This is a genomic window from Pseudomonas sp. HN2 (assembly GCF_020736465.1).
Lineage (GTDB): Bacteria > Pseudomonadota > Gammaproteobacteria > Pseudomonadales > Pseudomonadaceae > Aquipseudomonas > Aquipseudomonas moraviensis_A.
In genome coordinates this window covers 1,820,019-1,833,308 of the sequence record NZ_CP085885.1, presented here as the reverse complement: position 1 = coordinate 1,833,308, position 13,290 = coordinate 1,820,019, and the positions used below count along the sequence as shown (strand labels likewise).

At 60.1% G+C, this 13,290-nt stretch carries 10 protein-coding genes; 4 read left to right on the top strand and 6 right to left on the bottom strand.

The features are described from left to right. The first annotated feature begins 87 nt into the window (after window positions 1–87). Window positions 88–402 (top strand): quaternary ammonium compound efflux SMR transporter SugE, encoded by a 315-nt coding sequence (sugE, locus tag LIS66_RS08095; protein WP_041479526.1) that lies wholly within the window; start codon window positions 88–90, stop codon window positions 400–402. 114 nt (window positions 403–516) lie between these two features. Here sugE and LIS66_RS08090 read toward each other — a convergent pair whose 3' ends face one another. From LIS66_RS08090 to LIS66_RS08075, 4 genes are all read right to left on the bottom strand, one after another. Then, window positions 517–2,388: an MFS transporter gene (locus tag LIS66_RS08090; protein WP_227973956.1), complete on the bottom strand. Its 1,872-nt coding sequence runs from the start codon at window positions 2,386–2,388 to the stop codon at window positions 517–519. Window positions 2,389–2,484: 96 nt separating this feature from the next. Further along, the gene (locus LIS66_RS08085) at window positions 2,485–3,636 is read right to left on the bottom strand and encodes a TDT family transporter (protein ID WP_227973955.1); all 1,152 of its coding nucleotides are present in this window, start codon (window positions 3,634–3,636) and stop codon (window positions 2,485–2,487) included. 105 nt (window positions 3,637–3,741) lie between these two features. Beyond that, window positions 3,742–4,053 (bottom strand): cupin domain-containing protein, encoded by a 312-nt coding sequence (locus tag LIS66_RS08080; protein ID WP_227973954.1) that lies wholly within the window; start codon window positions 4,051–4,053, stop codon window positions 3,742–3,744. A gap of 49 nt (window positions 4,054–4,102) precedes the next feature. After that, complete coding sequence (locus tag LIS66_RS08075; RefSeq protein ID WP_416220744.1) at window positions 4,103–5,302, bottom strand: MFS transporter; 1,200 nt, start codon at window positions 5,300–5,302, stop codon at window positions 4,103–4,105. Window positions 5,303–5,393: 91 nt separating this feature from the next. On the opposite strand from LIS66_RS08075, the gene LIS66_RS08070 reads away from it, so the two are divergent. Together LIS66_RS08070 and LIS66_RS08065 are read left to right on the top strand one after the other, a co-directional pair. Beyond that, entirely contained in the window at window positions 5,394–5,936 is a 543-nt protein-coding gene (locus tag LIS66_RS08070; RefSeq protein WP_083353267.1) for a TetR/AcrR family transcriptional regulator, read from the top strand. Window positions 5,937–6,158: 222 nt separating this feature from the next. Beyond that, window positions 6,159–9,629 carry a PAS domain-containing hybrid sensor histidine kinase/response regulator gene (locus tag LIS66_RS08065; RefSeq protein ID WP_227973953.1) on the top strand — a complete coding sequence of 1,157 codons (3,471 nt, stop codon included), beginning with the start codon at window positions 6,159–6,161 and terminating at the stop codon, window positions 9,627–9,629. Between the two features lie 437 nt (window positions 9,630–10,066). On the opposite strand, the gene rmuC is transcribed toward LIS66_RS08065, so the two are convergent. Further along, window positions 10,067–11,431: a DNA recombination protein RmuC gene (gene rmuC, locus LIS66_RS08060; RefSeq protein WP_165839196.1), complete on the bottom strand. Its 1,365-nt coding sequence runs from the start codon at window positions 11,429–11,431 to the stop codon at window positions 10,067–10,069. Between the two features lie 175 nt (window positions 11,432–11,606). After that, entirely contained in the window at window positions 11,607–11,930 is a 324-nt protein-coding gene (locus tag LIS66_RS08055; protein WP_064365415.1) for a sel1 repeat family protein, read from the bottom strand. A 911-nt stretch (window positions 11,931–12,841) separates the two neighbouring features. Between LIS66_RS08055 and LIS66_RS08050 the strand changes: the two genes are divergently transcribed. Continuing rightward, window positions 12,842–13,066: a hypothetical protein gene (locus LIS66_RS08050; RefSeq protein ID WP_016773719.1), complete on the top strand. Its 225-nt coding sequence runs from the start codon at window positions 12,842–12,844 to the stop codon at window positions 13,064–13,066. Window positions 13,067–13,290 lie beyond the last annotated feature (224 nt).

The following is a 13,290-nucleotide window of genomic DNA, read 5'->3' as shown; positions in this document are numbered from 1 at the left end:
GTCACTATTGCGCAACGCGGGGACGACCCTGCGGCTCGATCGAGTCATTAACCTGGGGACGACCCCGTCAATCGATGGAGGTCCTGCATGTCCTGGATCATTCTGTTTTGCGCCGGCCTGTTCGAAGTCGGCTGGGCCGTCGGGCTGAAATACACCGACGGCTTCACCCGCCCGCTCCCCACCGCCCTGACCGTTGCCGCCATGGCTATCAGCCTGGGTCTATTGGGCCTGGCGATGAAGGAATTGCCATTGGGTACGGCTTATGCGATCTGGACCGGCGTCGGTGCCGTGGGTACGGTGATCGCCGGGATCATTCTGTTTGGTGAATCGATGGCGCTGATCAGGCTGGCCAGTGTGGCGTTGATCGTCACGGGTTTGATAGGCCTTAAAGTGAGCGCTTAAGCCACTACCGTCTTCGCGAGCAGGCTCGCTCCCACATTCAACCGCATTCCGTCATTGGAACACGGTCACCTGTGGGAGCGAGCCTGCTCGCGAAGGGGCCTTTTGATGCACCGACTATCTGACGGATCCGCGCAACTCCCCCACCAACCCTTGCAACTTCGCCGGTTCCGTCCCTTCGGTAATCGCCGTCCCCGCCACCAGCGTCACCCGCGACCACAAACGGTGGAACAAGCCCTTGTTCGGATCGCGACTGAAGAAACTCCCCCACAACCCTTGCAACGCCAGCGGAATCACCGGCACCGGCGTCTCCTCGAGAATGCGCGTCACCCCACCTCGGAATTCATTGATCTCGCCATCAGCGGTCAACTTTCCTTCCGGGAAAATGCACACCAGCTCGCCCTCCTTCAGATACTGAGCAATGCGCGTGAAGGCTTTTTCGTAGATCTGGATGTCTTCCTGGCGTCCGGCGATAGGAATCGCGCCCGCCGTGCGGAAGATAAAGTTCAGCACCGGCAGGTTGTAGATCTTGTAGTACATGACAAAGCGAATCGGCCTACGCACTGCCCCGCCGATCAGCAAGGCGTCAACGAATGACACGTGATTGCACACCAGCAGCGCCCCCCCCTCGTCCGGGATCGCTTCAAGGTTGCGATGCTCGACGCGGTACATGGAATGGCTGAGCAGCCAGATCATGAAGCGCATGCTGAATTCGGGGACGATCTTGAAGATGTAGGCGTTGACGCCGATGTTCAGCAGCGACACCACCAGGAACAGTTGCGGGATCGACAGCTTGGCGACGCTTAACAAAACGATCGAAACAATCGCCGACACCACCATAAACAGCGCGTTGAGAATATTGTTGGCGGCGATCACTCGCGCCCGTTCGTTTTCAGCCGTGCGCGACTGGATCAGCGCGTACAGCGGCACAATATAGAAGCCGCCAAAAATGCCCAGACCAAGAATATCGATCAACACCGCCCAGGTGTGAACGAAGCCCAATACGGCAATCCAGCTATGACCGGTGACGCTGTCCGGGATTCCCCCGGAATGCCACCACAGCAACAGGCCAAACACGGTCAGGCCGAACGAGCCGAAAGGCACCAGACCGATCTCGACTTTGCGCCCCGAGAGCTTTTCGCAGAGCATCGAACCCAGCGCGATCCCCACCGAGAACACCGTCAGAATAAGCGTCACCACTGTTTCGTCGCCGTGCATCCACTCCTTGGCGTAGGCCGGGATCTGCGTCAGGTAGATCGCCCCGACAAACCAGAACCACGAGTTGCCGACAATCGAGCGCGACACCGCTGGCGTCTGGCCCAGGCCGAGTTTCAGCGTCGCCCAGGACTGGCTGAAGATGTTCCAGTTCAGGCGCATTTCCGGCGACGATGCCGCCGCACGCGGAATGCTGCGGCTGGCCAGGTAACCCAGCACGGCAATGCCGACGATCGCTGCGGAGACCACCGGCGCGTAGTGCTCGGTCGACATCATGATCCCGGCGCCGATGGTGCCGGCGAGAATCGCCAGAAACGTGCCCATTTCCACCAGACCGTTGCCGCCGACCAGTTCGTCATCGCGCAAGGCCTGCGGCAGGATCGAATACTTCACCGGGCCGAACAATGCCGAATGCGTGCCCATGGCGAACAGCGCGACTAGCATCAGTGACAGATGATCGAAGAGAAAGCCGATCGATCCTACGGCCATGATGGCGATTTCTGCGAGCTTGATCAGGCGGATCAGCGCGTCCTTGGCGAATTTTTCCCCGAATTGCCCGGCCAGTGCCGAGAACAGGAAAAACGGCAGGATAAACAGCAGAGCGCAAAGGTTGACCCAGATCGAGCGGTCACCCTCGATGGTCAGCCGATAGAGGATGGCGAGGATCAACGACTGTTTAAATACGTTGTCGTTAAACGCGCCGAGCGACTGGGTAATAAAGAAGGGCAAAAAGCGCCGGGTACGCAACAGGTTGAACTGTGAGGGGTGACTCATCTTCCGTGTTTCCTGATGTTGGGTAGAGGGGCCTGGGTGCTTGTTATTGGAATGCCGCACCACGATCCAGGCCACACCTTACCTAAACTTTTCAGTTTATTTCTTCAAACCTGCGATACACGGCGAGACAAACAGCTCGCCACGCCACGCGCCCTGCACGGTGCGCTTGCCGACGATCAGCCACATCGCCGCCAACAAAATCACCAGCGCCGTACCGAACACGCTGAAAAACGTCAGGTTGAGGATGCTCGCCAGCTTCAGCGTCGCCAGGGAATACACGCCCAGCGGGAAGGTGAAGCCCCACCAGCCGAGGTTGAACGGAATGCCGTCACGCAGATAACGCACGGTGATCAGCAGGGCCATCAACATCCACCACAGACCAAAACCCCACAACGTCACTCCCGCCACCAGGCCCAGACCCGAGGCGATTTCGCCGACACCGGGCAGACCATTCGCGGCGAAAATCGCTGGGGCCTCACCGCCCAGCAGCAACATGCCCAACGCACCGGTGCCGATCGGCCCGAGGGCCAGCCAGCTCGACGCGGCCATGTTTTCGTGGGGCAGTTTGTGCAAGGCCATGCGCAACAACAGGATGGTCAGAATGCTGAACGCTACCGGCAGGGAGAAGGCCCAGAGCACGTAGCTGGTGGTCAGTACGATGAGTTGCGCATGGGCGTCCGTCAGATGCGGGGCGAGCAAGCCGCCGCTGGCCGCAGCCACTTCCGCCGCCACTACCGGCAGCAACCACACCGCGGTCATCTGATCGATGCTGTGCTCCTGACGAGTGAACATCATGTAGGGAATCAGCACGCCGCAGGCCAGCGACATCGCCACATCGATCCACCACAACGCTTCAACCAGTTGGATTACTCCGTCACCCCAGCGCGGCACGCCGAACAGCAGAAAACCGTTGATGATCGTCGCCAGGCCCATGGGAATGGTGCCGAAGAACATCGACACGGTTGAATGGCCGAAAATCCGTCGTGCTTCATCGAAGAACAACATCCAGCGGGCGGCATAGGCAGCACTAAACAGCGTGAACAAGACAATGTTGAACAGCCACAGCCCTTCAGCCACGGCGCGCAATCCGGGAATCGCCAGCGGCAACTGTGCCAGCGCCAATGCCAGCACACCGGTGCCCATGGTCGCTGCAAACCAGTTTGGCGTGAATTGACGAATCACTTCGCGGGGATGGTGAAGCTGGCTGAAAGGCTTGAAGCCGGGAGTGACACTGTTGGGGCAAATCATCATGAGCTCCTGTCCTCTGGTGAGGTTGAGCTCATGGTAGATCCGAATCGAATATCGATATAACGGGTAATATCTCTAACTGTTATCTGTTTCCCAGATAAACAGCTAAACGCTACCCTCCGATTCGATTACCAGAATCCGCGCCTCGCCTTGCGGATGGGCGACGTGCTCGGTGCCGACCGAGGCATAGAAAATATCGCCTGTGTCCAACACAACCTGCCGCTCCTCGCCGCCCTCGCGGTAATGCATCTGCACCCGACCATCGAGCACTACGAACACTTCTTCTCCGTCATTGACGTGCCATTTGTAGGGCTGATCGGTCCAGTGCAGGCGCGTGGTGATGCCGTTCATGTTGGCGATGTCCAAGGCACCCCAGGCGCGTTCGGCGGTAAACGATTTGCTGCGGATAATCTTCATGAGTCGATCCGTGAGAGAAGTTCGCCAAGGCTAACCGAAACCGCGGCGCTCAAGGAGTACTGCAAATTTTACCCGCCTGGGGCCGCAGACTGAGCAGCAGCGCAGCCACGGCCAGCACGATCAGCACAACGCCGTAACCGTCGGTGGTCGCCAGCAATCCGAAGCTGCGCGCCAGATGCCCGGCCAGCAGCGCCGGCAGACAGAACGCCAGATAACTGAGCACGTAATACGCAGACATCAACCCGGCTCGCTCGTGGGGCAAGGCCATCGGCACCAGAGTGCGCACCGCACCCAGAAAACCCGAGCCAAAGCCACAACCGGCGACCACCGTGCCAAAGAAAAACAGCGACAGACTGGCGCCGTGTACCCCAAGCAAAATCAATATCAGCCCGACCGGCAGCAAGCTCGCGCCCAGCAGCAGCGCTTGAGCAGCCGGGCGGTGGCGCATGGTGAAGATCATCAACGCGCCGGTCACGGTCAATGCCGCCACCGTCGCGCCGCCGATCAGGTTGGAGGTCGAGCCGGTGGCCGTGCGTACCAATGACGGTGCCAGCGAGGCATAAAAACCTCCGAGCGCCCAGGTTGCAGTATTCAATGGCAACACTCGCCACAATGTTGAACGCGCCTGCACCGGCACATGCAAGGTCGGCCGCAACGACGCCCACGCCCCGCTCTGTCGCGAAACACTTTCCGGCAAGCGCCAGACATACACGCCCTGCAACACGAACAACGCCAGCAGCAACCAGTAGGTCAGCTGCAACGGCGCGGGTGCGAATTCTGCGAGCAAGCCACAGCCCAAACCGCCCAAAGCCATTCCGAGTAACGGCGCGACGCTGTTGATCAACGGCCCCTGCTGGCGATCGGTGTCGAGCAATGTTGCGCTCAAAACGGCGGTGGCCATGCCGGTGGCGAAACCCTGCAGCACCCGCGCGCTGATCAACCAGGCGACGCTGTCGGCATAAATGAACAGCAGCATCGCCAGGGCATTGAGCAGAACCGCGCTGAAGATCACCGGCTTGCGGCCCAAATGGTCGGAAAGCGAACCGACCGTCAGCAACGCCGCCAACAGACTCAAGGCGTAAACGGCGAAGATCAGCGTCAGCATCGCTGACGAGAAATGCAATTGGTCCTGATACAGGTGATACAACGGCGTCGGCGCGGTGGAAGCGGCGAGAAAACTGAGTAAGGTGATCGCCAGAAACCACAGGCTGGATCGATGGGAAGCAACGTTGTTCAAAGAGCTGGTCATAGGGACACTCCGCAAAAGCTAACTTTTTGCTTTTACGCAGTGTGCTACCGCCTCGCGCTTAAAGCAAATTCTTTGTGTTAAGGTCTGAACCATGGCTATTAAAGAAGGTTTACGCCCCGGTGGCCGCAGTGCCCGGGTGCAAGAGTCGATCCATTCGGCTGTCAATGCGCTGTTGCAAGAGCAGGAACGTTCCACCGTGACCGTCCCGCAAATCGCCGCCCGCGCGGGGGTTACGCCGTCGACGATCTATCGGCGCTGGGGTGATCTGGCGGCGTTGCTGGCGGACGTCGCCCTCGCCCGCATGCGCCCGGACAGCGAACCGGCGGACACTGGAAGTCTGCGCGGCGATATCCGCGCGTGGGCCGAGCAGTATCTCGACGAGATGAGTTCGGAGGTCGGGCGCAACATGATGCGTGACGTGCAGGCGAGCGCTACACCGGGCTATTGCGTGGCAATCATTGGTGCGCAGTTGCAGACCATTGTCGATCGCTATGCGCATGAGAAGGCGCCGAGCGTGGATCGCTTGATCAATCTGGTGGTAGCGCCGGTGGTATTCCGGATTCTGTTTTCGGCGACGGCGCTGGAGATTGAAGAGCTCCATCGCCTGATCGATATCGCGCTGCGTCTGGACTGACGCCTTCGCGAGCAGGCTTGCTCCCACAAGGGAATGCATTCCAACCGTGGGAGCGAGCCTGCTCGCGAAGAGGCCAGCCCGGTTACCATAAAAACCACCCGGTACCCCGCCTGCGACACCCCGCCGCGCCACGACCTTGGTCGACACTGACTAAGCGCCGCGCCCGTGCGAGACTGTTCGCCCGGGCAGGAGTGCCGGGGAGTCTTTTGTCGGGAGTGCTGCATGTCGTTGTCCACCGGGCTGATCGCCGTCGTTGCCCTGGCCTACATGGCCATCATGTTCGCCATCGCCTTCTACGGCGACCGTCGCAGCACGCCGTTGCCGCCGCGGGTGCGTGCCTGGGTGTACAGCCTGTCGCTGGCGGTTTACTGCACCAGTTGGACGTTCTTCGGCGCGGTGGGACAGGCGGCGGAACAACTATGGTCGTTCCTGCCGATCTACCTCGGGCCGATTCTGTTGCTAGTGGGCGCGCCGTGGGTCCTACAGAAAATGGTGATGATCAGCAAACAGGAGAACATCACCTCCATCGCCGACTTCATCGCCGCGCGCTACGGCAAATCGCAATCGCTGGCTGTGGTCGTGGCGCTGATCTGCCTGGTTGGCGTCTTGCCCTATATCGCCCTGCAACTCAAAGGCATTGTCCTCGGCGTGAACCTGTTGATCGGCGCCGGCGCCGACGCCATGGGCACCCGCGCTCAGGACACGGCGCTGATCGTGTCGCTGGTGCTGGCGTTGTTCACTATCGTCTTCGGTACGCGCAACCTTGATGCCACCGAACACCACCGTGGCATGGTGCTGGCGATCGCTTTCGAATCGCTGGTCAAGCTGTTCGCTTTTCTCGCCGTCGGCGCTTTCGTTACTTACGGCCTGTATGACGGTTTCGACGACCTGTTCAATCAGGCGATGCTCGCCCCGCGCCTTGAAGCCTATTGGAAGGAAACCATCAACTGGCCGTCGATGGTGGTGCAGACCGGCGTGGCGATGATGGCGATCATCTGCCTGCCCCGGCAATTTCACGTCACCGTGGTGGAGAACATCGACCCGCAGGATCTGCGGCTGGCGAAATGGGTATTCCCGGCCTATCTGGCGTTGGCCGCACTGTTCGTAGTCCCGATCGCTCTCGCCGGTCAGATGCTGCTGCCCAGCCACGTGCTGCCCGACTCCTTCGTGATCAGCCTGCCGCTGGCCCAGGCGCATCCGGCGCTGGCCATGCTGGCATTCATCGGCGGCGCCTCGGCAGCGACCGGCATGGTGATTGTCGCCAGCGTCGCGCTGTCGACCATGGTCTCCAACGACATGCTGTTGCCGTGGCTGTTGCGCCGCAACAACGCCGAGCGCCCGTTCGAAGTGTTCCGCCAGTGGATGCTCTCGGTGCGCCGGGTCAGCATCGTGGTGATTCTGCTGCTGGCCTACGTCAGCTATCGCTTGCTCGGCTCGACCGCGAGCCTGGCGACCATCGGCCAGATCGCCTTCGCGGCGGTAACGCAACTGGCGCCAGCGATGCTCGGCGCGTTGTACTGGAAACAGGCCAACCGCCGTGGCGTGTTTGCCGGTCTCGCCACCGGCACTTTCCTGTGGTTCTACACGCTGGTGCTGCCGATTGCCGCGCACAGTCTCGGCTGGTCGCTGGCGAGCTTCCCCGGCTTGGCGTGGCTGCACAGCAATCCGCTGAACCTGCCGATCACACCGCTGACCCAAGGCGTGGTGCTGTCGCTGGCGGGTAACTTCACCCTGTTTGCCTGGGTCTCGGTGCTGTCGCGCACGCGGGTTTCGGAACACTGGCAGGCCGGTCGTTTCATCGGTCAGGAAATCAGCGCGCGACCCAATGGTCGCTCGATGCTGGCGGTGCAGATCGACGATCTGCTGCAATTGGCGGCGCGTTTTGTCGGCGAAGAACGGGCGCGACAGAGCTTCATTCGTTTCGCCTACCGCCAGGGCAAGGGCTTCAACCCCAACCAGAACGCCGACAGCGAATGGATTGCTCACACCGAACGCTTGCTCGCCGGTGTCCTCGGTGCCTCTTCGACGCGCGCCGTCGTAAAAGCCGCCATCGAAGGTCGGGAAATGCAGCTGGAGGACGTAGTCCGCATCGCCGACGAAGCCTCGGAGGTGCTGCAGTTCAACCGTGCGCTGCTGCAAGGCGCGATCGAGAACATCACGCAAGGCATCAGCGTGGTCGACCAATCGCTGAAACTGGTGGCGTGGAACCGACGTTATCTGGAACTGTTCAACTACCCCGACGGTTTGATCAGCGTCGGCCGACCGATTGCCGACATCATTCGCTACAACGCCGAACGTGGCCTATGCGGCCCCGGCGAGGCCGAAGTGCACGTTGCGCGCCGCTTGCACTGGATGCGCCAGGGCCGCGCGCACACCTCCGAACGGCTGTTCCCCAATGGCCGGGTGATCGAGCTGATCGGCAACCCGATGCCCGGCGGCGGTTTCGTCATGAGTTTCACCGACATTACCGCGTTCCGCGAGGCCGAACAGGCGCTCACCGAGGCCAACGAAGGCCTCGAACAACGGGTCAGCGAGCGCACCCAGGAACTCTCGCAACTCAACGTCGCCCTCACCGAAGCCAAGGGCACCGCCGAGGCGGCGAACCAGTCGAAAACCCGCTTTCTTGCCGCCGTCAGCCATGACTTGATGCAGCCGCTGAACGCCGCACGGCTGTTCTCCGCCGCCCTCTCCCATCAAAACGAAGGCTTGAGCGCCGAGGCGCAACAACTGGTGCAACACCTCGACAGCTCGCTGCGTTCAGCCGAAGACCTGATCAGCGATCTGCTGGATATCTCGCGGCTGGAAAACGGCAAGATCAACCCGGATCGCAAGCCCTTCGCGGTCAATGAACTGTTCGACACCCTCGGTGCGGAATTCAAAGCGCTTGCCCAAGAGCAGAGGCTCACGTTCCGGGTGCGCGGCAGTCAATTGCGCATCGACAGCGACATCAAGCTGCTGCGGCGGATTCTGCAGAACTTCCTCACCAACGCTTTCCGCTACGCCAAGGGCCCGGTGCTGCTGGGCGTGCGCCGGCGTGACGGCGAGTTGTGTCTGGAGGTCTGGGATCGCGGGCCGGGCATTCCGGAAGACAAGCAGCAGGTGATCTTCGAAGAATTCAAGCGCCTCGACAGCCACCAGACCCGCGCGGAGAAAGGCCTGGGCCTGGGTCTGGCAATCGCCGACGGCTTGTGCCGGGTGCTCGGGCATACCTTGCGCGTTCGTTCGTGGCCGGGCCGTGGCAGCGTATTCAGCGTGACGGTGCCGCTGGCGCACACACAAACGCCTCCCGCGAACGCAGCCGTGGAACTGAACGGTAAATTGCTTAGCGGCGCGCAGGTGCTGTGCATCGATAACGAAGACAGCATTTTGATTGGCATGAACAGCCTGCTCAGCCGCTGGGGCTGCCAGGTGTGGACGGCACGCAATCGCGACGAATGCGCCGCGATATTGAATGAGGGCGTACGGCCGCAACTCGCCCTGGTCGACTATCACCTCGATCACGGCGACACCGGCACGGAGTTGATGGCCTGGTTGCGTACGCGTCTGGGTGAACCGGTGCCCGGCGTGGTAATCAGTGCGGATGGGCGCCCGGAGACGGTGGCGCAAGTGCACGCGGCGGGACTGGATTATCTGGCCAAACCGGTGAAGCCCGCGGCCTTGCGGGCCCTGTTGAGTCGTTATCTGCCGCTGTAGCCGGTGATTTCGCCGACGCCTTCGCGAGCAGGCTCGCTCCCACAGAAAGGCAAAAGCAAAAGCACAGATCGCAGCCTTCGGCAGCTCCTACACAATGAGCGTTAGCTCGAGTGCTTTTGATCTTGATCCACGGGCGACGTCGGAAGGCTGAGCGGAGGGATTGATCCGGGGGTGGGAGCGCAGCGACCGTTTGGCGCAGCCAAACACAGCGAGTGTAGGTGCAGCGAAGCAAACCGGAGCCGCTGCGCCCGGATCAGTCCCGGAGCGAAGGAACCCGAGCCTGCGAGGGCCGAACGCAGGAGCAAGCCTTTTTGGGTACTTTTTTCTGGGCCGGCATTCCGGGCGTCTGGAAAAAGTGCCTCGCCGTAAGGGCGAAACCGCCAGCCGCCATCACCGCAGCAACGGATATGCCCCCAATCAGCCCAAAAAAACGACCTTTACTCAGGCAACTCAACCAACCCATCAACATCAGTCATCGCCCGCTCCAGCAAATCCGCCGGCAAACTCTTGCTCGCCCGCGCACCGAGCAACTTCAACTGCTCACTGCGACTGACCAGATTACCGCGCCCTTCTGTCAGCTTGTTACGAGCCGAGCTGTAGGCCTTGTCCAGTTGCTGCAGACGATTGCCGACTTCATCCAGATCCTGAATAAACAGCACGAACTTGTCATACAGCCACCCCGCGCGTTCGGCGATTTCCCGGGCGTTCTGGCTCTGGCGTTCCTGCTTCCACAGACTGTCGATCACCCGCAACGTAGCCAACAGCGTGGTCGGGCTGACAATCACGATATTGCGGTCAAAGGCTTCCTGAAACAGCGAAGGCTCAGCCTGTAACGCAGCGGAAAACGCCGCTTCGATCGGCACGAACAGCAAAACGAAATCGAGGCTGTGCAAGCCTTCCAGGCGCTTGTAGTCCTTGCCGGCCAGGCCTTTGACGTGATTGCGCAGCGACAGCACGTGCTGCTTGATCGCGATCTGCCCCAACGTGTCATCGTCGGCCGCCACATATTGTTGATAGGCCGTGAGACTGACTTTCGAGTCGACCACGACTTGCTTGTCACCGGGCAGGTAAATGATCACATCGGGCTGGAAGCGCTCGCCGTCCGGGCCTTTGAGATTGACCTGGGTCTGGTATTCGCGGCCCTTCTCCAGACCTGCATGCTCAAGAACGCGCTCGAGAATCAGTTCGCCCCAATTGCCCTGGGTTTTCTGGCCCTTGAGGGCGCGGGTCAGGTTGGTCGCTTCGTCGCTCAGACGCAGATTCAACGCCTGCAAACGCTCCAGTTCCTTGGCCAGCGAGAAACGCTCGCGGGCTTCGGCCTGATAGCTCTCCTCCACGCGTTTTTCGAAGGACTGGATGCGCTCTTTCAACGGGTCGAGCAACTGGCCGAGGCGTTGCTGGCTGGTTTCGGCGAAACGCTGCTCCCGCTCATCGAAGATCTTGCCGGCCAGCTCGGCGAATTGCGCACGCAATTCATCCCGCGAGCCTTGCAGGTCGTCGAGGCGTTGTTGATGGCTTTCCTGTTGCTCGCGCAACTCGGCACTCAACGAGGCGGCCTGGGCGTCGAGACGGCGCAATTCGGCGTCCTTGTTGGCGCGTTCGAGGTTCCAGGCGTGGGACGCATCGCGGGCGTCGTCGCGCTCGATCTGCAACAACTCGACTTCGCGGCGCAGCGCGGCGAGGTCTGCCTGCTTGGCGGCGTTGGCCTGGCCAAGGTCGGCGATCTCATCGCGGCTGGCTTCAAGCTGCGCGTTGAGGCCGTCCTGAGCCATTTGCGCCATGGCCAGGCGCTCTTCGAGCAAGGCCAGATCGGCCTGGGCGCCGCTGGCCCGGCGCTGCAGTTGCCAGGCCAACGCCAGCAGCGGCAACCCTGCTGCCGCCAGACCAAGCAATAAGCTGGTCAAGTCCATAGCCATAGCGACTCCTGCCAATCGGATAAAGCCTGAAGGTTAACCAAGGTGTCAGGGCTTGGACAGCTCAGTCTTCGATCAGACCGAGTTCCTGCTGCGCGCGCCGGTCACCGGCACGGGCGGCCTGACGCAGCAGCTCCTGACCGATACGCCGGTCACGTGCGTTGCCGCATTCACGGCAGATCAGTTGGCCAAGACGGCTTTGCGCGGCGACCACGCCTTCACGGGCCGGTTGCTTGAGCAGACGGCCGGCGAGATGCTTGGCGCTGGGGCTATCGCTCAGGCGCGGGGCATCGAGCAACCATTCAGCCACGCGCACGGAGAAGCGCTTGGGCGGGGTAACAGGATTCGGGTTTGAGGTAACAGAGTCTGATACTGAGCGAAACTTCATAAAGCACTGCGGGACAGATCGGAAGGCGCGCCACTTTACTCTCTTTTTCTTACAGGTAAAGTCGAAAAAAACCCGGCACGCCCGTCCTAGAGCAAGCGCTAGGGACAATCCACAGAAGCTGTGGATAAGTCAGTGGACAACCCCTCTGTGATCCTCGCAAAGCCTTGTGGAATGGGGCTCGCAGTCAAACTGACGATTTTTTCACCAACAAAAAAAGGCGATATTTTTCATTGACTTAAACTTTTGATACAGGCAGCGGCTGGAGTCAGGATTGATGTGACAGTGACGTTACGGCCTGTGCAACTAATGTGCACAAGTACCTGTGAGACGGTTATATGCGTGCGCTTTTTCGGGTCGTTTTATGCAGCGGAAGAGGCCAAGCGTCTTTGCGAGAAAGCCCGCGCTCCGACGGATGGTCACGTGCAGCCACGTCCCTTCAGGCTTTTTTTCATTGCGGGGTTTGCTTCGTCTCGATGGATCCGTTACTATCCGCGGCGTTAGTACCAAGCTGAAAGTCAATTCCGGTCGAACATCTCCCACGGTCAATCTTCCAACAGGAAGAAATATCCGAAAAAAGCGGGACCGACCCCTCGATGGTTTCCAGGTAAATCTTGCGACGACGCTGCCTTTGAATGAAAGCAAAGGGCGTTGCGAAGAACACTTACTCTGACCGAACCAACCTGCAAATTGATCAGGATCTTCACCCCGGGCCCAGAACCTCTGCCCTCGCTGTGATGCCTGTCCTCCTAAGTACCTACCTGCCAGCCCAAGCGCGCTCATTTATCAGCGCTTCAAACTGGCTGCTTTGTTCCAGTCGGGTTCTTCGTTCGATCAATGGTGATCAACGTTACTGGAACGTTTTAACGTTGCACGGTTCTTATCCGTGTCATTTGTAGGAACACCTAATAACTATGTCTACTCAAATCCAGACTCAGGATGCCATTCGCACCCTAACCAACGCTTTTGCTCCAATGAACTGCCTGATCATGGCCGCTCGCAAAGGCTGCTTCAGCTTCACCGTGGTCAATGAACACGGCATCGCTCGTCACAGCGAGCGTCTGTACCCCGATCAATACTCCAGCGCCGAACCGCTGCAGGCCGTGATCGAGCGTACACGTCAGGCACTGGTTGCCTGAAAGCCGACCAGGCTGCAAAAGCAAAGCCCTGCTGAAAAGCGGGGCTTTTTATTGCCTGATATTTCACTGTTAGCGCTGCGCTGCTAAGCATGTTCCGATCTAACGCTCGGGATGCGATAGCGGAAATATTTTAAAAACAGGCCTTTACACGCTGAATATGACACTACACTTCAACTCAAGCGGCGTGACCCGCTTGCGGCGAGCCTGAGTCGATCCACTGCTGC

Bases quoted from the DNA above. Each gene is read 5' to 3' on its own strand.
- LIS66_RS08050 (WP_016773719.1), top strand. From the start codon at position 12,842: ATGTCTACTCAAATCCAGACTCAGGATGCCATTCGCACCCTAACCAAC.
- LIS66_RS08075 (WP_416220744.1), bottom strand. From the start codon at position 5,302: ATGACCAGCTCTTTGAACAACGTTGCTTCCCATCGATCCAGCCTGTGG.
- LIS66_RS08080 (WP_227973954.1), bottom strand. From the start codon at position 4,053: ATGAAGATTATCCGCAGCAAATCGTTTACCGCCGAACGCGCCTGGGGT.
- LIS66_RS08055 (WP_064365415.1), bottom strand. From the start codon at position 11,930: ATGAAGTTTCGCTCAGTATCAGACTCTGTTACCTCAAACCCGAATCCT.
- LIS66_RS08070 (WP_083353267.1), top strand. From the start codon at position 5,394: ATGGCTATTAAAGAAGGTTTACGCCCCGGTGGCCGCAGTGCCCGGGTG.
- LIS66_RS08085 (WP_227973955.1), bottom strand. From the start codon at position 3,636: ATGATTTGCCCCAACAGTGTCACTCCCGGCTTCAAGCCTTTCAGCCAG.
- LIS66_RS08065 (WP_227973953.1), top strand. From the start codon at position 6,159: ATGTCGTTGTCCACCGGGCTGATCGCCGTCGTTGCCCTGGCCTACATG.
- sugE (WP_041479526.1), top strand. From the start codon at position 88: ATGTCCTGGATCATTCTGTTTTGCGCCGGCCTGTTCGAAGTCGGCTGG.
- LIS66_RS08090 (WP_227973956.1), bottom strand. From the start codon at position 2,388: ATGAGTCACCCCTCACAGTTCAACCTGTTGCGTACCCGGCGCTTTTTG.